Below are 17,242 nucleotides of genomic sequence, written 5' to 3'. Positions count from 1 at the left end.
ACTAAGCTGCACGCAGCGGCGCGGCACGGCGTCGATACAGTGCGATGGTCGCGCCGAGGCCGCACATCGCGGCGAAGCTCATCCAGTAGCCCGGCGCGGCCTTGTCGCCTGTCATGTGAATCAGCGCGGTCGAGATGACGGGCGTGAAGCCGCCGAACACCGCGGTCGCGAGGCTGTATGCCAGCGAGAAGCCAGCCACGCGCACTTCGACCGGCATCACTTCGGTGAGCGCGACGACCATCGCGCCGTTGTACATGCCGTACATGAACGAGAGCCACAGCAGCACCAGCAGCATGTTGACGAAGCTCGGCGCGTGAGCCAGCAGCGACAGCGCGGGATAGGCCGTCGCGATCGCCAGAAGCGTCATGCCGAGCAGCAGCGGACGACGCCCGATGCGATCGGACAGCGCGCCGCCGATGGGCAGCCAGATGAAATTCGAGATGCCCACGCACAGCGTGACGAGCAGACTGTCCGCGGTGCTCAGATGCAGGACCGTCTTGCCGAAGGTCGGCGCATACACCGTGATCAGATAGAAGCTCGTGGTGGTCATCGAGACCAGCAGCATGCCCGCGACCACGACATTCCAGTTCTGCACGAGCGTCGCGAAGACTTCTTTCATGCTCGGGCGATGCTGACGCTGCTTGAATTCCCGCGTCTCCTCGAGATTGCGTCGCAAGATGAAGATGAACGGCACGATCATGCAGCCGACGAAGAACGGCACGCGCCATCCCCACGCAGCGATCGCCGCCGTATCGAGCCACTGATTGAGCCCGAAGCCGAGCGCCGCCGCGATCACGATCGCCACTTGCTGGCTCGCCGACTGCCAACTGGTAAAGAAACCCTTGCGGCCCGGCGTCGCCATTTCGGCGAGATAGACCGAGACGCCGCCCAGTTCCGCGCCCGCCGAGAAACCTTGCAGCAGGCGTCCAATCAGCACGAGCGCCGGCGCAACAAGTCCGAGCGTCGCGTAGCCGGGTACGAATGCGATCAGGATTGTGCCGCTCGCCATGATCGACAGCGTGACGATGAGGCCTTTACGCCGGCCGACATCGTCGATATACGCGCCGAGGATGATCGCGCCGAGCGGCCGCATCAGAAAGCCCGCGCCGAACACGGCGAACGTCATCATCAGCGAAGCGAATTCGCTGCCCGCCGGGAAAAACACGGCGGCGATCTGCGTGGCGTAAAAGCCGAACAGGAAGAAGTCGAACTGCTCGAGGAAGTTGCCTGCCGTCACGCGCAGCACGGCGGATGTCTTCGATTGCCCGGGAGCCACAGGCGTTGAGGAAGCATGCATCGAGGGTGTCTCCAGAAATTTCGAACTCGCGGGGGTGCGGGCGGTTTGTTGTTTGTCGAATCTTCGCCCGGCGCGCGGGAAACGATAAGTGCTATTTTCTGAATGATCGATGCACGGTGGTTATCAATCGCGGCGCGGCTCAACCGGTCTGCGATTGCGGGCACTCCGTCTGAAACCAGTAGTCGACGAGGCGCTGCGCGGCTTGCAGATCGTCGGGATAGTAGGGATCGTCATACCAGGGCGACGGGTCGTAGCCGGCTTTCCTGAGAGCCGCGAGTTCGCTTTGATGTTGGCCCATCGTCGGCGGCGCGTTGGTTTTTAGCGCCGCGAGGTCGCGGCACTCCGTCGGGCTGAGATGCGGTCCCGCGTATGGCGCGCCGCCGACCACGCAACCGGCGAGCAGAAGCGCGAAAGCCGACGATGCCCACACTGCCGGCAGTGCCCACCGTGCCGGCCGAAATGTTTGCCGTGTGCTCATACCGGTTGCGCTCCACAAAAATACTGCATGTCGAATTTACGACCGTTACACGCGAATGTTGGAACAGCGTCTATTCGTCTCCACTGTAGTACACATAGCCCGGCTGACGCAGACGAACCTGTCCGTACGGTTCATCGGTCGTATTGCCTTGCATCGGAAACTTGTCCCACAGCAACGCCCTGCCCTCCATCTGCTGTCTGTCCACCTCGGGATGCGTCGCCTTGTACTGATTGAGAAACTGCTCGAAGGGCGATACGTATAGCCCTTTTGTCGCATCCGAAGCGTTATTTGACGAGCGGCCGAATAGCTTCATTTCACTCTCTCACATCGTCCACATTGAAGGCGCACGCCGAACCGCGCGTGCGCGTGTGCATTGCTGAATACAGCTAGCCGCGTGCCACGCGGCGCATACCGGCAACAAGCGCTAACGCGGCCCGTGCCGTTGCTTTGCGCCGCCGCCGGCTCCGTGGTCCTTGCCGGCCTTGGTGTGATTCGCCGCGTGTTGTCCGCTGCCCGGCTTGCCGCTGGGCGTCGTTGCAGGCTTGCCGGAGTTTGCTTCGGCCTTGGCGTCCTGCTCGGTGCGATTATCGGGGGGAGCGGTCTTCACGATTGGTCCTCCATTTGCGCATGGCGCGGTAACGATCCAGCGACGCGCGAGCCGCACACGTCGCTGGTCCAAAAAAACAAGCGCTGCTTCGCGAGCGGCGCTTCGATAGGTCACTTCGACGAAGACACCCCAAGCGCTTGTGCCAGCTCGGCTGCATGTTGCAGATGTTCCTTGCCGACGGGCACACCTCGCGCCGCGAATGCCTTGACGTCCCGGTCTTCGCCCTGCGCGGCCTCGCTGGCATAGAGCGAGTTACCCATCCGATGAATGTGCAGTTGCGAGATCATGTATTCGCGATCGAATTGCGCTCCGGACAAATGCGACAGTTCCGAGTAAAGCGTGTGATTCGCGGGGTCCATCGCCTTCAGGAGCCGGACATGTTTCGTGTCCGCGAGCTGCGTGAGCTCGGCGTTGATCCGCGTATGTTCGGCGACCATGTGCTCGCCGAACGAGCGGACTTCCGGCGAACTGCCTCGCGTCGCCGCCAATTGGCCGAGGTCGATTTCAGCGGTTCCGACGCTCGCCGCCGTCAGCATGAACTGCTGATCGGTGGGCGTGACTTCGGCGCCCGACTGCATTAAACGGCATCCCGCTGCGGCGAGCATCGTGGCGCAACACAGCGCGGCAAAAGCAAAGAACCGGCTTCGCGGCGCGTGGCGCGACGTGTTGCGCGCCTGGGTTGACGCGCCGCTAGTGCTGTCGATGCGATTCATAGTCGGCTCTCCCGGATGCAACCGCCTGCGATGCGTGGGCAGCGGTCGTTGCTCGTCGAAGGCGATGGCGGCCTCGTTCATCCGCTCGCGATACGCGGATGCCTGGGCGCAAGTTCATCTCGACGACGTACCGAGCATGGGCTATGCCTGGCGCGCGATCAGCCCGGTTGAGCTTGCGTGCATTCGGTCTCGTACCAGATGTTCACCTGGCGCTGCGCCGCTTCGAGATCGGCCGGGTAATAAGGATCGAAGCGCCATTCCGGGTGATAGCCCGCGCTGCGCAGCGCCGTCAGCTCGCTCATGCTGCGCTCGTGCGTGGCGGGCGCCTTGTTGCGCAGATCGGTGAGATCGCGGCATTGCGCGGCGCTCAGATGCCGTTGCGCGGTCTGCTGCATGCCGCCCGTCGCGCAACCGGCGAGCGAGAGCACCAACGCCGCAAGCAGCGGCTCGAACTTCGTCGCGATCTTCATGTGGTGTCTCCTTTAATCCAACTTAGCCAAACTTGATCCAACGATCACGGCGGCGCATGCCGTGTTCCTGGCTCACAGTGCGGACGTCGGCGAAGATGGCCAAGTCTGCAAGAGCTCAATGCGACGACACATACGTCGCATCCGCGAAAGCCGGCAGCGCGAAACTTTCGCGCATGCGCTTCGCCTCCGCCGCCGGCGTCAAGCCGAACAGGCGCTTGAACTCGCGGCTGAACTGCGAAGGACTCGTGTAGCCCACGGCGTGACCGGCGGCTTCCGCAGTCAGGTCCTGGCGAACCATCAATAGACGAGCCTGATGCAGACGCGTCGACTTCACGTACTGCATCGGCGACACCTGGGTGACCGCCTTAAAGTGGCTATGGAAGCTCGGCACGCTCATGCCCGCCTCGTCGGCAAGCTGCATCACGTCGAGCGGCTCTGCAAAAGCGGCATGGATGAGGCGCAGCGATCTGCCGATGCGGCCGAACGGTCCGCGCATTGCCAGCGCCTCTCTCATCGAGCGTCCCTGCGCGCCGGTGAGCACGCGGAAGTACAGTTCGCGCAGCAGCCCCGGACCGAGGACAGCGCCTTCGAGCGGCCGATGCAACGCTTCGAGCAAGCGCAATACCGACGACTGCATGGCCGCATCCATCGGCGTCGACATCATGCTCTGGGGCGCCTCGATGGCTTCCGTCGCGGCTTCCGTCACGCCTTCGCGATCGATCTGCGCGGCGAGTTCCGCGGCCATCGCGAGATCGAGATGCAGATACAGCGCAAGCAGCGGACGCGCCGGGCTCGCGTCGGTTTCCATCGTGAACGGTACGGGCACGGACACGGCAAGGTAATGGCGCTCGTCGTAGAGATAAAGCTGATCGCCGAAGTAACCTCGCTTGCGTCCCTGGCAAACGATCACAATGCCGGGATCGTAGAGCACCGGCGTACGCGACAGCGCCCGGTTCGAGCGCAGGATGCGCACGCCCGGCAACGCGGTCAGGTTGTAGCCCTCGTCGGGCGCGAGCTTGCGCAGCAGCGCAACGATGCGCTTCTGGTTGGCGCGCAACAGTTCAGGCTGCTCGGCGAAGACGCGTTTTGCGTTCATAGTTTGCGTTCATAGCTTTAGGCAAGAAAATTAGTGGAACCGGGCTTTCGGTGTCCCGCTCGCAAGATTAGCATGCACTTTTCACTCAACACGACGGAGCGTGCTTCAATGTCATCCAGCAAAACTCTGCTTATCACGGGCGTCAGCAGCGGCTTTGGCCGGGCGCTCGCGCAAGAAGCGCTCGCGATGGGCCACCAGGTCGTCGGTACGGTAAGAAGCGCGGAAGCCAGGCGCGACTTCGAGTCGCTCAGCGCGAGCGGCGCTATTGGACGCATTCTGGATGTGACCGATTTCGATGCCATCGACGGCGTCGTGGCCGAAATCGAAACCAGCGTGGGCCCGATCGATGTGCTCGTGAACAATGCCGGCTACGGTCATGAAGGCATTCTCGAGGAATCGCCTTTATCGGAGATGCGTCGACAGTTCGATGTGAATGTGTTCGGCGCTGTCGCCATGATCAAAGCCGTGTTGCCCTTCATGCGAACGCGCCGGCGCGGCCACATTCTGAACATCACGTCGATGGGCGGCTACATCACCATGCCTGGCATTGCTTACTATTGCGGCAGCAAATTCGCGCTTGAAGGCATGTCCGAAGCGCTTGCCAAAGAGGTCAAGCCATTCGGTATCGCGGTGACGGCCGTGGCGCCCGGCTCGTTCCGCACCGACTGGGCCGGCCGTTCGATGAAACGGACACCCCGCTCGATCGCGGACTACGACCAGACGTTCGATCCCGTGCGCCAGGCTCGCGAGGAAAAAAGCGGCAAGCAACTGGGCGATCCACGCAAAGCCGCGCGCGCGATGCTTGCCGCAATCGACGCAGCCAATCCGCCCGTTCATCTCTTGCTCGGCAGCGATGCACTCGCGTTGGTGCGAGGCAAGTTGTCGTCGCTCGAAGATGAAATCCGCGCGTGGGAAAGCGTCACTGTCTCGACGGATGGCTGAGCATGCCAGGCAACGTGCAAGCACGCTGCATTGCCTATTCCTCTCGAAGCGCGGCGCCTGAAGCCTCGCGGGCGTACTGCGTCGGCGGCATGCCGACATGACGTGTGAACGCGACGCTGAATGCGCTCGCCGAGCTATAACCTACGCGCGTCGCGATGGTTGCGACGCCGACTTCGGCCCGGCGCAGCAGGTTTCTAGCGATCGCCATGCGCCACGACAACAGGTATTCCATCGGCGCGACGCCGACTGCGCGGCTAAATCGGTCGAAAAACGACGAGCGTGAGAGCGCGGCGGCCTTCGCGAGTTCTGCGACGGTCCAAAGCTTTTCCGGGCTTTCGTGCATCTGGCGAATCGCAGGCGCGAGACGCGCGTCGGCGAGACCGCGGATGAGTCCGGGCGATGCGCCGGTTTGCGTCGATCGCAATGCTTCAATGAAGAGCACTTCGAGCAGGCGCGCGAGCACGACTTCGCGCGCGGGCCGCTGCGCGCGCGATTCGTCCCGCACGAGTTTGACGAGCGTCGCGAGCCGGCGATCGCCGCGCACCAGCACGAGCCTGGGCAGAAGCGAGACCAGCAACGCGGCATCCGGCGAACCGAACGCGCAGAGGCCGGCAAGCCACTGCGCTTCCGGCGCGGCGGAGGGATCGCCGAAACGAAACGTGCCGTCGGGCAGCGCGGTAGGCGCGCTCTGAGGCAACGCGTCGTCGTCGGGCGGCTCCATGCTCGTTACCGAAAAGCCAAAAACCTCCGGGACGAGCACGAAGTCATCGGCCTGCAGAACGAGCGGCTCGCAGCCGTTGACGGACAGACGCAGCGACCCGTCGAGCACCACGCAATAAAACGGCTGTCCGATTTCCGTGCGGCTCGCGCGCCAGCGCCCGGCGCCGCTCAGCACCTTCGAGAAGGTCGGAGTCGGCTGAAGCAAGGTGACGACTTCAGCGAGCGGATCGGTCATGGATGGACGATTTCGAATGAAACATGGACGTTCGATTGTAGCAAGTCCGACCCTTCACGAAGTATCGTCTGGGGACTGTCACCGACCCCAGGAGTCGACATGAAGACCGTTTTGATTACCGGCTGCTCGTCCGGTTTTGGCGTGGAAATCGCGCGCTATTTTCTCGCTCGCGACTGGCGCGTGATCGCCACCATGCGCACGCCACGCGACGATGTGTTCGCAGCTTCCGACCGTCTTTTGATTCTTCCGCTCGACGTAACGGACGCGCAAAGCATTCGCGCCGCCGTCGATGCGGCCGGTCCGATCGACGTGCTCGTCAACAACGCCGGCATCGGCTTTCTGAACGCCGTCGAAGGTACGCCGATGGACACCGCGCGCGAGATCTTCGAGACCAACACGCTCGGCACCATCGCAATGACCCAGGCCGTGTTGCCGCAGTTTCGCGAGCGCCGCGAAGGCGTGGTCGTCAATGTCACGTCGACGGTGACGTGCAGGCCGTTGCATCTGCTCTCGGTCTATACCGCGAGCAAGTCGGCGGTCAATGCGTTCAGCGAATCGCTCGCGCTCGAACTCGAGCAGTTCAATGTGCGCGTACGGGTGGTGCTGCCGGGACGCGCACCTTCCACGCGCTTCGGCGAGAACGCACGGTCGCGGATGCAAAGCGGCTTTCCCGAGCCCTACGGCGCGCTCGTCGAGCAGATATTCGCAAACTGGGAGAAAGAGACGACCGTCACGCACGCAGCAGATGTCGCGGAAGCTGTCTGGCTCGCGGCCACCGATTCTTCGAGCCCGTTCAATATTCCCGCAGGAGAAGACGCTGTCGAGTGGTACAACGCGCGCGGCCTACGCTAATGGAATTGTCCGTCGTATCGGCAACGTACTTCGACGTTCGCCATCCTAACTAATTAGTCGCGCATTGGCCGCCATGTTCCGACATGGCCGGCATGCACTTGCGGCGAGCGACGCAAGATAAACTTAAACGTCGCCCTGCCGCAATACACCTGCTATCCAACGTTCCTCCGACGCTTTGAGGTGCGTCCGCATGGCCGTCTGCGCGGCAATCGGATCGCCGCTCTGCAGCGCCTTGAGAATTTCCTCGTGCTCCCGTACCGCGGCCGACCAGGTTTCGGTGCTTTCGGAGTGATCGCGAATCGCCGCCGCAATCGGGTCATGGCGGCTATCGAACATCTCGGCAACGAAGCGGCTCAGCACCGAATTGCCGGCAATCTCCGCGATCAGCATATGAAATTGCCGGTCGGCATCGACCGGCGATTTGCCCGCGGCCGCCAGGCGCTTCATTCGCAGCACCGTGCGGCGCAATCTGTCGAGCGTGGCCGCCGACAGCTTGCCTGCTGCCAGCACGATCACAGTCCCCTCTATTGCCGCCCTCGCCTGCATCAGTTCGGAAGGACTCTCGCCGAGGGCCGGCACCGCATTGTCGCCGCCGGTCTTCGAATCGCGGACATAGACGCCCGAGCCCATCCGTATCTCGATCTGCCCGCCTATTTCGAGCGCGATCAACGCTTCACGCAACGAAGGACGCGATACGGCGAGCGTATTGGCAAGCTCGCGTTCGGCGGGCAGACGCGCGCCCGGCTGCAGCCCGGCCTGTTGAATTAGCGCGAGAATCTGCGTCGCCACAGATTGGTAAAGCCGCTTTGGCTCAGTTTGCTTCATTGTCCGCAGGGTCCGTCGGAGGGCCGCAAAGCGCGGCCGCGGCAAAGTCTAGCACGCGGCCACGAGGCCCGGCCACGCGTGCAGTTGCGAACTCAGGGTTTCCCTTATTGGAATGACCAGTTGTGCAACGCTAAATTGGCTTGACCAGATAAGCGGTTATGCGCTCTAATTTGCTCAAATTGGACTGACCAGTCGGCGGGATTCCGTTCCTGTGTGCCGGCTCGCAGATTCCTGAACAAATGGAGACGGGATTGACACAAACGACCGCGCAGCCGCGGCCAGGCCAGGCGCCTGAGCCGCCAGTTCCCCGGGAGGTCTTGCAACTCAGGGGAGTGGGCAAGCGTTTCCCCGGCGTCGTGGCGCTGGACGGCGTCGATCTCGATCTGCGCTCCGGCGAAGTGCACGCGATCTGCGGCGAGAACGGCGCGGGCAAGTCGACGCTGATGAAAATCATCAGCGGTCAATATCACGCGGACGATGGCGTGATGTGCTACGACGGCGCGCCCGTGCAGTTCTCTTCCACCTCGGAGGCGCAGGCGGCCGGCATCGCGATCATTCACCAGGAACTGAACCTGGTGCCTCATCTGTCCGTCGCGGAAAACATCTTCCTTGCGCGCGAACCGAAGCGCGGCCCGTTCGTCGACTACCGGACGATGAACGCCAACGCGCAGCGCCTGCTGCAACGCATTGCGCTGAACGTGTCGCCCACTACGCTGGTCGGCGCGCTGTCGATTGCGCAGCAGCAGATGGTGGAAATCGCGAAGGCGCTGTCGCTGAATGCGCGCGTGCTCATCATGGACGAGCCGACGTCGTCGCTGACTGAATCGGAAACGGTCCAGTTGTTTCGCATCATCAAGGAACTGCGCGCCGACGGTGTCGCGATTCTTTATATCTCGCATCGGCTCGACGAAATGGCCGAGATCGTCGATCGCGTCACGGTGTTGCGCGATGGCCGTCATATCGCAACGACCGATCTCGCGGCGACCAACGTGAATGAAATCGTCGCGCGGATGGTGGGCCGCGCGCTCGACGACGCCTATCCCGCGCGTCAGTCCACTCCGACGAACGACATTCTGCTCAGGGTGCGCGATCTGCAGCGAGCGGGCACCTTCGGCCCGGTCTCGTTCGAGTTGCGCAAGGGCGAAATTCTCGGCTTCGCGGGCTTGATGGGCGCGGGACGCACCGAAGTCGCCCGCGCGATCTTCGGCGCGGAGCGGCCCGACTCGGGTTCGATTCTGCTCGGCGATACGCCGGTCGAGATCCGCTCACCGCGCGAAGCGATTCGTCACGGCATCGCGTATCTGTCCGAGGACCGCAAGAAAGACGGCCTCGCGCTGTCGATGCCGGTGTCGGCAAACATCACGCTCACCAACGTTCGCGCCATCTCGTCGCGCGGCTTTCTGCGTTTCGCCGAAGAGACGGCAATCGCGGAACGCTACGTTCGCGAACTCGCGATCCGCACGCCGACGGTCAGGCAGATTACGCGGAACCTGTCCGGCGGCAATCAGCAAAAGATCGTGATCGGCAAATGGTTGTACCGCGGCTCGCGCATCCTGTTTTTCGACGAGCCGACGCGGGGCATCGACGTCGGCGCGAAGTACGCGATCTATACGCTGATGGACCAACTGGCCGCGAAAGGCGTCGGCGTCGTGCTGATCAGTTCGGAGTTGCCGGAACTGCTCGGCATGACCGATCGCATTGCCGTATTTCACGAAGGGCGCATTACCGCGGTCCTCGAGACAAGACAAACGAATCAGGAGGAGATCTTGCACCATGCATCAGGGAGAAGTCATGCTTGAGATCACATCGGGCCGCGAGCAGGCCATCGAGAAGCAGGCGCGGCAGCGACGCCGCGACCTGATCCAGAAATTCGCGGCGCTCGGGAGCCTGGCAGTTCTGGTCGTCGCGTTTTCGCTGACCAGTGCCGCGTTTTTCTCGGTGGGCAATCTGCTGACCGTTGCGCTCCAGGTCACGTCGATCGCGTATCTCGGCGTGGCCGCGACGTGCGTGATCATCACGGGCGGCATCGACCTGTCGGTGGGATCGGTGCTGGCGCTGGCCGGTGTCGCGGCCGCGCTGCTCGTCAAGGCGGGCGTACCGGTTCCTGTCGCGATGCTGGGCGGCATGCTGGTTGGCGCAGCGTGCGGATGGGTCAACGGCATTTGCGTCACGCGCATGGGCTTGCCGCCGTTCATCGCAACGCTCGGCATGATGCTCGTCGCCCGCGGCGTCGCGTTGCAGATCACGGGCGCAAGACCTGTCTCCGGTCTCGGCGACGCCTTCGGCGAACTCGGCAATGGCGCGCTTTTCAAGGTCTCTCACATCGGCGCCGACGGTTTTCCCGACACGGTTTTTCCGGGCATTCCGTATCCGGTCGTGATCATGGTCGTGCTGTTCGTCGCGGTGTCGATACTGCTTTCGCGCACCTCCCTTGGCCGTCATATCTACGCGGTCGGATCGAACGCGGAAGCAGCGCGGCTTTCCGGCGTCAACGTGCAAGGCGTCAAGCTCTTCACTTATGTGCTGTCCGGCGTATTGGCCGGCGCGACCGGTTGCGTGCTGATGTCGCGCCTCGTCACCGCGCAGCCGAACGAAGGTGTGATGTATGAACTCGATGCGATTGCGAGCGCGGTGATCGGCGGCACGTCGCTGATGGGCGGCGTCGGCACGATTTCCGGCACGGCCATCGGCGCATTCGTGATCGGCGTGCTGCGCAACGGGCTCAACATGAACGGCGTATCGAGCTTTATCCAGCAGATCATCATCGGTGTGGTGATTCTCGGCACCGTATGGATCGATCAACTCCGAAACCGGAAGTCATAAAGTCGTAATCAGAAGACGCAGTTGAAACCACAAATCAAGGAGCGAGACATGAAAAAGGTATCCGTACTGGCTGCGGCCGCGGCGATGTGTGCAATGTTCAGCGCGTATGCGCAAGCGGCAGGCGGCGAGATTGCCGTGATCGTGAAGACGGCCAACTCCAACTACTGGCAGAACGTCCAGAAAGGCGCGACCGCTGCAATGGCCGATGCGAAGGGCTACACGATGACCTTCCAGGGTCCCGCGACGGAGTCGGCTATCGCGGACGAAGTCAACATGGTCGAGAACGCTGTGAACCGGCATGTGGCGGGCATCGTCCTCGCGCCGTCGGACCCGGATGCGCTCGTGCCCGCGATGAAGAAAGCGTGGGAAGCCCATATCCCCGTCGTGCTGATCGACTCGTCCGTGTCCGATGCCGGCAAGCAGTACTACCAGTCGTTCCTGTCGACCGATAACGCGAAGGCCGGCGAACTCTGCGCAAAGGCGATGATCGACCGTGTCGGACAGACCGGCAAGGTGGCGGTCATGTCATATGTGCCGGGCGCCGGATCGGAAGTGGGCCGCGTCGGCGGATTCCGCAAGTACATTGCCGCGCATTCGAAGCTGCAACTGGTCGGCCCGTTCTACTCGCAGTCGCAGATGGCGAACGCGCTCAATCAGACCACCGATGTACTGTCGGCCAATCCCGATCTCAAGGGCGTCTTCGGCGCGAACGAGCCGACCGCCGTGGGCATGGGACGCGCCCTTCAACAGTCTGGGAAAAGCGGCAAGGTGATTGCCATCGGCTTCGACGGCAATCAGGATTTGCAGGGCTTTGTTCGCGACGGCACGATCCAGGCCATTGCGGTTCAAAGCTCGTATCAGATGGGCTACAAGGGAATCGAGACGATCGTGAAGGTGATCGAGCGCAAGCCTGTGTCGAAGCAGGTCGACACTGGAGTGATGATGGTCGAGAAACAGAACCTCGATTCGTCCGAGGCAAAGAACGTTCTCTATTGATGAGCGTTCGCCGGCGCGACGCTTTATAGCTGCGCGCCGGCATGTGCCCATGCGGATCACCTTCGTGCCCACGCCAACGTTTTATCGGCAACGTATGCCGTTTTTTTACAGAATCGATCCGCCGTCCGGTGATCGACAAGACCAATCAAGAGGATGCCGAAATGCTTAGCGTCATTTGCGAATCGCCTGGCGTGCTGCGCCGTGAAGACCGCGAACCACCTCACCGTGCCGAAGGCGAAGTGCTTTTACGCGTCAGCCGCGTGGGTATTTGCGGGACCGATATGCACATCTATTCCGGCAACCAGCCTTACTTGCAATATCCGCGAGTGATGGGCCACGAACTGTCGGCTATCGTCGCCGAGGCCGATGCCAATGCGCACGTCGTGCCCGGCGACGCCGTTTATGTGATGCCGTATCTGTCGTGCGGAAGCTGCATCGCGTGCAGGCAGGGCAAGACCAATTGTTGCGTCAACATCAAAGTGCTCGGCGTGCATCGCGACGGCGCGCTCACGGAATTTCTCTCGGTGCCCGCGCAGTTCGTGCATAAGGCCGAAGGCGTCACGCTCGATCAGGCGGCCATGCTCGAATTTCTCGCGATCGGCGCGCACGCGGTTCGCCGTGCCGATGTGTCGGCCGGCCAGCGCGTTCTTGTCGTGGGCGCGGGCCCGATCGGCATGGCGGCCATGCTGTTCGCGAACCTGCGTGGCGCACAGGTCACCTGTCTCGACACGCGCGAGGATCGTCTCGCATTCTGCCGCGAGCATGTTGGAGTGTCGGCGGTTCAGATCGGACCGAACGACGTCGACGAACTCGCGGCGATGACAGGCGGCGAGTTCTTCGACGTCGTATTCGATGCAACCGGAAACATCAACGCGATGAATCGCGGCTTCCAGTTCATTGCTCACGGTGGCAAATACGTGCTGATTTCGATCGTGCCCGGCGAAGTTACCTTCTCCGATCCGGAATTTCACAAGCGTGAAGCGACGCTGCTCGGCAGCCGTAATGCGACCGCCGAAGACTTCGAGACAGTTCTCGAAGCGATGCGCGCGGGCCGCATACCCGACAAGGCACTCAATACACACCGAATGAGCTTGTCGGATGTACCCACCGAGTTCCCGAAGCTGATGGAGCCAGGACAGACCGTCGTCAAGGCGCTGGTGGAGTGCTGATTTAAGTCCGTTGGGTCGAACGGAACGCAGTGCTGTCACAAACCAAAAAATCCGCGTACTGCGAACTATTGCAAACAACGAAGTCGCAAGATTTAAGCGCAGAAGGCCACTGCGCTTAATCACATGGCGCGTTTTACTTATACGCGATACGCGCCCGCGCTAAACGACAACCGCCGAAAAAGCCGTATTCACTAATCGAAATGCGCCAACAGTTCGCGATATGGAGACTCACAAGCCATCGCGCGCATCGATTGAACCTATACTCCCCCGCTGCGTGACGGCACTCAAGAGTGCCACGCTAGTCCGCTATCTACATGCCGCTTGCCGGGTCCGCCTCGGCATCGAAAGTTTTCAGAAAGCACTAAATCCTGTCCGATGTCTCCCGACCTCGGATGCGTTTGTCTTCTTCGGGGAGGAAGTGACGAATGAATATCAAGAGTTTTACTTCACTCCGTGGTTTGGCCTGTCTGGCTGTCGTAGGAACTCATGTCTGGACCCTGTTCGATCTTCAGCGCCTGATCACCGCGCGATACGGCGTGGATTCGTTTCAGAACAAGATAGCCATATTCGTTGACAGAACGTTCAACGGACAAGCCGCAGTCGAAGTCTTCTTTGTTCTCAGCGGATGTGTACTCGCTTTGTCGTTGATGAGCGGTTCAGCCGCGAATAAGCCGTCGTGGGTCAAGACGTTTTATGTAAAAAGATTTTTCCGCATTTATCCCGCGTTGTGGTTGTCGATCGCGCTTGCGCTCGCGCTGTGGCCGCTCATCAAGACGGGACTGTCCTCTCCGGCCTATAGCGCCTGGGCGACGAGCGCCTTCCCGGCAAAGATCTCGGCTCCGCTGGTCGGCCTCTCGCTCGCATCTATATACGTCCATTTGAATTGGCCGATGTGGACACTTCGCGTGGAGCTGTTTTATTCGGTTCTGTTCCCGGCAATCTATCTGCTCGTGCAAAACCCGCGCACGCGCAAGCCGTTTCTCGTTTTCCTGGCACTGGTCGCGCTCGCTCCGATTCCGCGCACGCTGTCGCTGCACTATGCATTGGCCTTTGGTCTCGGCGCGCTGATTCCGCTCACGCGCGGAATCAGCCATTTCCGTTACCGCCTGATCGGCCTCGGCCTCATCCCGGTCTTAATGTATTCGCGCATCCTGCTGGAAGGTATCTTTGATGTGAAGAATATAGAAACGATGGAGATTCTGATTGCCTTCGGCATCGTCTATTGCCTGTTTCACAACAAGAGAAGGATGCCGCTTCTGGATCGGCCGATATTCGAGTACATGGGCACAATCTCATACAGCGTGTACGTGCTGCATTTTCCGATCGTGTTCGGTCTCGGAGCCTGCGTGGTAAAAGCTCTTGGAACATCCGCCGTTCAACAGCAGCCGTTGCTCATGGCTTCATTACTGGGCGTGTCGACTTTGATTATCACTCTGCCGCTCTCGATGCTCAGCAACAAGTTCGTCGAAGATGCAGGCAATACGCTCGGAAAACGTCTCGCGGCTTCGTGGTACGGCCGCCGCCAGGAGGCACCTATCCTGGCAGCGACCGTGGAAGAACAATGATGCGCGCGCCCATCACCGCATCTTGACAACCACTTTCCCTTTGGCGCGTCCGCTATCGACATAGGCCATCGCCTCTCCGATCGAATCGAATGCAAAGATGCGATCGACAACCGGGCGTATCACGCCGCCTTCGATAAGCGATGTGATCTGCGCGAGCTGGTCGCCGCTTGCGCGCATGAACAGGAAGGAATAGCTGATTTTCAGGCGTTTGGCCGCCTTCCTGATCCGGTAACTGAGTAGACGCGTCGCCAGCGTCAGGAAGCCCGGCAAACCAAGCTCTTTTGCGAAGTCGGGGTCCGGCGGCCCCGAGATCGAGATAAGCCGACCGCCGGGTCGCAGCACGCGAAGCGATTTGTGCAACGTCGCCGCGTCCAGACTGTTTATCACCACGTCATAGCCGGCGAGCGTTTTCTCGAAGTCGTCCTTCTTGTAATCGATGACGACATCGGCCCCGAGGCCCTTCACCCATTCCACGTTCGCCGTACTCGTTGTCGTCGCGACGAATGCACCCAGGTGCTTCGCCAGTTGGATCGCGAACGTTCCGACGCCGCCGGAACCTGCATGAATCAGGACCTTTTGTCCTTTCCGCAACTGCGCGTTTTCGATCAACGCTTGCCACGCAGTGAGACCCACGAGCGGAATCGAGGCGGCCTCTTCCATCGTGAGTGTTTTGGGCTTGATGGCCACGTCCGCTTCTTTCACTGCAATCAGTTCCGCGAAGGTGCCGATCCGATCTTTATCCGGCCGCGCGTAAACTTCGTCGCCGACCTTGAATCGCTGCACGCGCGGTCCGACTCGCACGATCACGCCGGCTACATCGTTGCCGAGAATCAGCGGCAAACGATACGGCAAAATCAGCTTGAATTCGCCGTCGCGTATTTTCGAATCCAGAACATTGAGGCTGGCGGCGTGGACCTGGATCAGGACGTCGTCGTCGCGTAGTTGCGGCTCCGGCACGTCGGCGATATGCGCGCCATGCTTGCGTCCGTATCGCTCGAGAATGAATGCTCTCATGATGCTTTCGGGTCCCCTGGTGTGATCTGGCGCTGCATGTTTTTCATTCTTGCAAGAGAGGGCTTACCGACTGCGACGCCGGTATCGTGTCGAGTCGAAGGTCTTTACGAAGCCCGGCATCCACGAGCGCGGCCGGCGCGAATCTGCGCAGCATTTGCAGACGGCTCGCAAGCGCGCCGGCCGGGTAGCGCAGCTTCGGTTTCGCGGCCACGGCCGCCTTCAACACGACTTCAGCCACGACCGAAGGCTCAGTCGCCGTTGCCATCACCTCATTGACCCGCTTGCTGACAACCGCACGGGCTTCGCGATACGCATCGAGCGTGGAATCGGGTGCGAGGAAGTTCGCGTCGAACGGCGTCTTCGTATAAGCCGGTTCGATGACCGATACGCGGATGCCCCAGCCGCGCAATTCATGATCGAGCGATTCGGAATAGCCCTCGATTGCATGCTTCGTTGCCGCGTAGAGCGCGCCGTACGGCATCGGCACAAAACCCAGGACTGAGCCGATGTTGACGATGCGGCCGCTGCCCTGCCGCCGCATATAAGGCACGACCGCGCGGGTCATGCGGACGACGCCGAAGAAGTTCGTGTCGAAGATTGACTGCGCCTGCGCAATCGAGCTTTCCTCGGCGCCCGCGGGCGCGACGCCGAAGCCCGCGTTGTTCACGAGCAGATCGATGCGGCCGGCTCGCCGCATAACCTGGGCGACCGCGGCGTCGACGGATTCGTCGCTGGTGACGTCGAGCGTCAGCATGTCGAACGAATGCTGGCCCGCAGGCACTGGCCGCCGGCTCGTGCCGAAAACCTTGTAGCCCGCTTCGCTCAATCGCTGCGCGGCGGCCTGTCCGATACCCGAAGACGCGCCTGTGACAAGGGCGACACCCAACGGCTTTTTGTCAGTCATTTCAAGCTCCATGTGCGGAACGCCCGCGTCACTATCAAATTGAAATCGACTATACTGGGAAATCAAATCCATGTCACTATCAAAATAGTATGGACGACATCAATTCGTGCGATGACCCGTGTCCGATCGCGCGCAGCCTGGCTGTCGCGGGCGACGCGTGGAGCATCCTTATCTTGCGCGACGCCCACGCGGGTCTGACGCGCTTCGACCAGTTCCGCAAAAGTCTGGGCATAGCGCCGACGATGCTGACGCGGCGTCTGGCCGCGCTGGCGGAACAAGGTCTATTGGAGAAACGCCGCTATTCGGAGCGCCCGCCGCGCGACGAATACGTGCTGACGGCTGCAGGCATGGACTTCCTGCCGGTGCTGTTCATCATCGGCGCATGGGGGCGGCAGCACCGCGGGGATAGCAAGCTGGTTCGCTTCCTGGACGCGGAAACGGGAACGGAGATCAAGGCGATTGCGATCGACGAAGTCACCGGCGCGAAGATCGGGACGCGCCCGATACGCATTGTGAATGTCGATGAAGATTGACGA

Annotated in this window: 19 protein-coding genes; 8 read left to right on the top strand and 11 right to left on the bottom strand. The window is 61.4% G+C overall.

The window, feature by feature from the left end:
- Position 1: 1 nt before the first annotated feature.
- The 7 genes from tcuC to BGRAMDRAFT_RS27200 all read right to left on the bottom strand — a co-directional run bounded on the left by tcuC (position 2) and on the right by BGRAMDRAFT_RS27200 (position 4,661).
- The gene (tcuC, locus tag BGRAMDRAFT_RS27230) at positions 2–1,297 is read right to left on the bottom strand and encodes an MFS transporter (RefSeq protein ID WP_006052113.1); all 1,296 of its coding nucleotides are present in this window, start codon (positions 1,295–1,297) and stop codon (positions 2–4) included.
- 139 nt (positions 1,298–1,436) lie between these two features.
- Entirely contained in the window at positions 1,437–1,775 is a 339-nt protein-coding gene (locus tag BGRAMDRAFT_RS27225; RefSeq protein WP_006052112.1) for a DUF4148 domain-containing protein, read from the bottom strand.
- Between the two features lie 70 nt (positions 1,776–1,845).
- Entirely contained in the window at positions 1,846–2,088 is a 243-nt protein-coding gene (locus BGRAMDRAFT_RS27220; RefSeq protein ID WP_006052111.1) for a DUF3460 family protein, read from the bottom strand.
- 111 nt (positions 2,089–2,199) lie between these two features.
- Positions 2,200–2,382 (bottom strand): hypothetical protein, encoded by a 183-nt coding sequence (locus BGRAMDRAFT_RS27215; protein WP_006052110.1) that lies wholly within the window; start codon positions 2,380–2,382, stop codon positions 2,200–2,202.
- Positions 2,383–2,492: 110 nt separating this feature from the next.
- Positions 2,493–3,095: a DUF4142 domain-containing protein gene (locus BGRAMDRAFT_RS33330; RefSeq protein WP_006052109.1), complete on the bottom strand. Its 603-nt coding sequence runs from the start codon at positions 3,093–3,095 to the stop codon at positions 2,493–2,495.
- A gap of 158 nt (positions 3,096–3,253) precedes the next feature.
- Entirely contained in the window at positions 3,254–3,565 is a 312-nt protein-coding gene (locus tag BGRAMDRAFT_RS27205; protein WP_006052108.1) for a hypothetical protein, read from the bottom strand.
- Between the two features lie 115 nt (positions 3,566–3,680).
- Positions 3,681–4,661: an AraC family transcriptional regulator gene (locus tag BGRAMDRAFT_RS27200; RefSeq protein ID WP_006052107.1), complete on the bottom strand. Its 981-nt coding sequence runs from the start codon at positions 4,659–4,661 to the stop codon at positions 3,681–3,683.
- 108 nt (positions 4,662–4,769) lie between these two features.
- Between BGRAMDRAFT_RS27200 and BGRAMDRAFT_RS27195 the strand changes: the two genes are divergently transcribed.
- Positions 4,770–5,603, top strand: coding sequence for an oxidoreductase (locus tag BGRAMDRAFT_RS27195; RefSeq protein WP_006052106.1), 834 nt, complete (start codon positions 4,770–4,772; stop codon positions 5,601–5,603).
- Between the two features lie 34 nt (positions 5,604–5,637).
- Here BGRAMDRAFT_RS27195 and BGRAMDRAFT_RS27190 read toward each other — a convergent pair whose 3' ends face one another.
- A complete protein-coding gene (locus tag BGRAMDRAFT_RS27190; RefSeq protein ID WP_006052105.1) occupies positions 5,638–6,558 on the bottom strand; it encodes an AraC family transcriptional regulator in 921 nt (306 codons plus the stop codon).
- Positions 6,559–6,657: 99 nt separating this feature from the next.
- On the opposite strand from BGRAMDRAFT_RS27190, the gene BGRAMDRAFT_RS27185 reads away from it, so the two are divergent.
- On the top strand, positions 6,658–7,410 hold the full coding sequence (locus BGRAMDRAFT_RS27185) for an SDR family oxidoreductase (protein ID WP_006052104.1): 753 nt from the start codon (positions 6,658–6,660) through the stop codon (positions 7,408–7,410).
- Between the two features lie 123 nt (positions 7,411–7,533).
- On the opposite strand, the gene BGRAMDRAFT_RS27180 is transcribed toward BGRAMDRAFT_RS27185, so the two are convergent.
- Complete coding sequence (locus BGRAMDRAFT_RS27180) at positions 7,534–8,235, bottom strand: FadR/GntR family transcriptional regulator (RefSeq protein ID WP_006052103.1); 702 nt, start codon at positions 8,233–8,235, stop codon at positions 7,534–7,536.
- 239 nt (positions 8,236–8,474) lie between these two features.
- Here BGRAMDRAFT_RS27180 and BGRAMDRAFT_RS27175 point away from each other — a divergent pair, with 239 nt between their 5' ends.
- The 5 genes from BGRAMDRAFT_RS27175 to BGRAMDRAFT_RS27155 all read left to right on the top strand — a co-directional run bounded on the left by BGRAMDRAFT_RS27175 (position 8,475) and on the right by BGRAMDRAFT_RS27155 (position 14,788).
- The gene (locus BGRAMDRAFT_RS27175) at positions 8,475–10,034 is read left to right on the top strand and encodes a sugar ABC transporter ATP-binding protein (RefSeq protein ID WP_232292376.1); all 1,560 of its coding nucleotides are present in this window, start codon (positions 8,475–8,477) and stop codon (positions 10,032–10,034) included.
- Positions 10,027–11,058 carry an ABC transporter permease gene (locus BGRAMDRAFT_RS27170; RefSeq protein ID WP_029966054.1) on the top strand — a complete coding sequence of 344 codons (1,032 nt, stop codon included), beginning with the start codon at positions 10,027–10,029 and terminating at the stop codon, positions 11,056–11,058. The genes BGRAMDRAFT_RS27175 and BGRAMDRAFT_RS27170 overlap by 8 nt, the downstream gene beginning before the upstream one ends.
- 48 nt (positions 11,059–11,106) lie before the next feature.
- Positions 11,107–12,054: an ABC transporter substrate-binding protein gene (locus tag BGRAMDRAFT_RS27165; protein WP_006052100.1), complete on the top strand. Its 948-nt coding sequence runs from the start codon at positions 11,107–11,109 to the stop codon at positions 12,052–12,054.
- A gap of 161 nt (positions 12,055–12,215) precedes the next feature.
- Complete coding sequence (locus BGRAMDRAFT_RS27160; protein ID WP_006052099.1) at positions 12,216–13,223, top strand: zinc-binding alcohol dehydrogenase family protein; 1,008 nt, start codon at positions 12,216–12,218, stop codon at positions 13,221–13,223.
- A 425-nt stretch (positions 13,224–13,648) separates the two neighbouring features.
- Positions 13,649–14,788: an acyltransferase family protein gene (locus BGRAMDRAFT_RS27155; protein ID WP_006052098.1), complete on the top strand. Its 1,140-nt coding sequence runs from the start codon at positions 13,649–13,651 to the stop codon at positions 14,786–14,788.
- 12 nt (positions 14,789–14,800) lie between these two features.
- On the opposite strand, the gene BGRAMDRAFT_RS27150 is transcribed toward BGRAMDRAFT_RS27155, so the two are convergent.
- Together BGRAMDRAFT_RS27150 and BGRAMDRAFT_RS27145 are read right to left on the bottom strand one after the other, a co-directional pair.
- Positions 14,801–15,802, bottom strand: a complete 1,002-nt coding sequence (locus tag BGRAMDRAFT_RS27150; RefSeq protein ID WP_006052097.1) for an NADP-dependent oxidoreductase — start codon at positions 15,800–15,802, stop codon at positions 14,801–14,803.
- A 43-nt stretch (positions 15,803–15,845) separates the two neighbouring features.
- The gene (locus BGRAMDRAFT_RS27145) at positions 15,846–16,706 is read right to left on the bottom strand and encodes an oxidoreductase (protein WP_006052096.1); all 861 of its coding nucleotides are present in this window, start codon (positions 16,704–16,706) and stop codon (positions 15,846–15,848) included.
- A gap of 89 nt (positions 16,707–16,795) precedes the next feature.
- Here BGRAMDRAFT_RS27145 and BGRAMDRAFT_RS27140 point away from each other — a divergent pair, with 89 nt between their 5' ends.
- Positions 16,796–17,239 carry a winged helix-turn-helix transcriptional regulator gene (locus tag BGRAMDRAFT_RS27140; protein ID WP_006052095.1) on the top strand — a complete coding sequence of 148 codons (444 nt, stop codon included), beginning with the start codon at positions 16,796–16,798 and terminating at the stop codon, positions 17,237–17,239.
- The last annotated feature ends 3 nt before the right edge of the window (positions 17,240–17,242 follow it).

The organism is Paraburkholderia graminis C4D1M, assembly GCF_000172415.1.
GTDB lineage: Bacteria > Pseudomonadota > Gammaproteobacteria > Burkholderiales > Burkholderiaceae > Paraburkholderia > Paraburkholderia graminis.
This window is presented reverse-complemented; position numbering and strand designations above follow the sequence as displayed.

Bases quoted from the DNA above. Each gene is read 5' to 3' on its own strand.
- tcuC (WP_006052113.1), bottom strand. From the start codon at position 1,297: ATGCATGCTTCCTCAACGCCTGTGGCTCCCGGGCAATCGAAGACATCC.
- BGRAMDRAFT_RS27225 (WP_006052112.1), bottom strand. From the start codon at position 1,775: ATGAGCACACGGCAAACATTTCGGCCGGCACGGTGGGCACTGCCGGCA.
- BGRAMDRAFT_RS27220 (WP_006052111.1), bottom strand. From the start codon at position 2,088: ATGAAGCTATTCGGCCGCTCGTCAAATAACGCTTCGGATGCGACAAAA.
- BGRAMDRAFT_RS33330 (WP_006052109.1), bottom strand. From the start codon at position 3,095: ATGAATCGCATCGACAGCACTAGCGGCGCGTCAACCCAGGCGCGCAAC.
- BGRAMDRAFT_RS27205 (WP_006052108.1), bottom strand. From the start codon at position 3,565: ATGAAGATCGCGACGAAGTTCGAGCCGCTGCTTGCGGCGTTGGTGCTC.
- BGRAMDRAFT_RS27200 (WP_006052107.1), bottom strand. From the start codon at position 4,661: ATGAACGCAAAACGCGTCTTCGCCGAGCAGCCTGAACTGTTGCGCGCC.
- BGRAMDRAFT_RS27195 (WP_006052106.1), top strand. From the start codon at position 4,770: ATGTCATCCAGCAAAACTCTGCTTATCACGGGCGTCAGCAGCGGCTTT.
- BGRAMDRAFT_RS27190 (WP_006052105.1), bottom strand. From the start codon at position 6,558: ATGACCGATCCGCTCGCTGAAGTCGTCACCTTGCTTCAGCCGACTCCG.
- BGRAMDRAFT_RS27185 (WP_006052104.1), top strand. From the start codon at position 6,658: ATGAAGACCGTTTTGATTACCGGCTGCTCGTCCGGTTTTGGCGTGGAA.
- BGRAMDRAFT_RS27180 (WP_006052103.1), bottom strand. From the start codon at position 8,235: ATGAAGCAAACTGAGCCAAAGCGGCTTTACCAATCTGTGGCGACGCAG.
- BGRAMDRAFT_RS27175 (WP_232292376.1), top strand. From the start codon at position 8,475: ATGGAGACGGGATTGACACAAACGACCGCGCAGCCGCGGCCAGGCCAG.
- BGRAMDRAFT_RS27170 (WP_029966054.1), top strand. From the start codon at position 10,027: ATGCTTGAGATCACATCGGGCCGCGAGCAGGCCATCGAGAAGCAGGCG.
- BGRAMDRAFT_RS27165 (WP_006052100.1), top strand. From the start codon at position 11,107: ATGAAAAAGGTATCCGTACTGGCTGCGGCCGCGGCGATGTGTGCAATG.
- BGRAMDRAFT_RS27160 (WP_006052099.1), top strand. From the start codon at position 12,216: ATGCTTAGCGTCATTTGCGAATCGCCTGGCGTGCTGCGCCGTGAAGAC.
- BGRAMDRAFT_RS27155 (WP_006052098.1), top strand. From the start codon at position 13,649: ATGAATATCAAGAGTTTTACTTCACTCCGTGGTTTGGCCTGTCTGGCT.
- BGRAMDRAFT_RS27150 (WP_006052097.1), bottom strand. From the start codon at position 15,802: ATGAGAGCATTCATTCTCGAGCGATACGGACGCAAGCATGGCGCGCAT.
- BGRAMDRAFT_RS27145 (WP_006052096.1), bottom strand. From the start codon at position 16,706: ATGACTGACAAAAAGCCGTTGGGTGTCGCCCTTGTCACAGGCGCGTCT.
- BGRAMDRAFT_RS27140 (WP_006052095.1), top strand. From the start codon at position 16,796: ATGGACGACATCAATTCGTGCGATGACCCGTGTCCGATCGCGCGCAGC.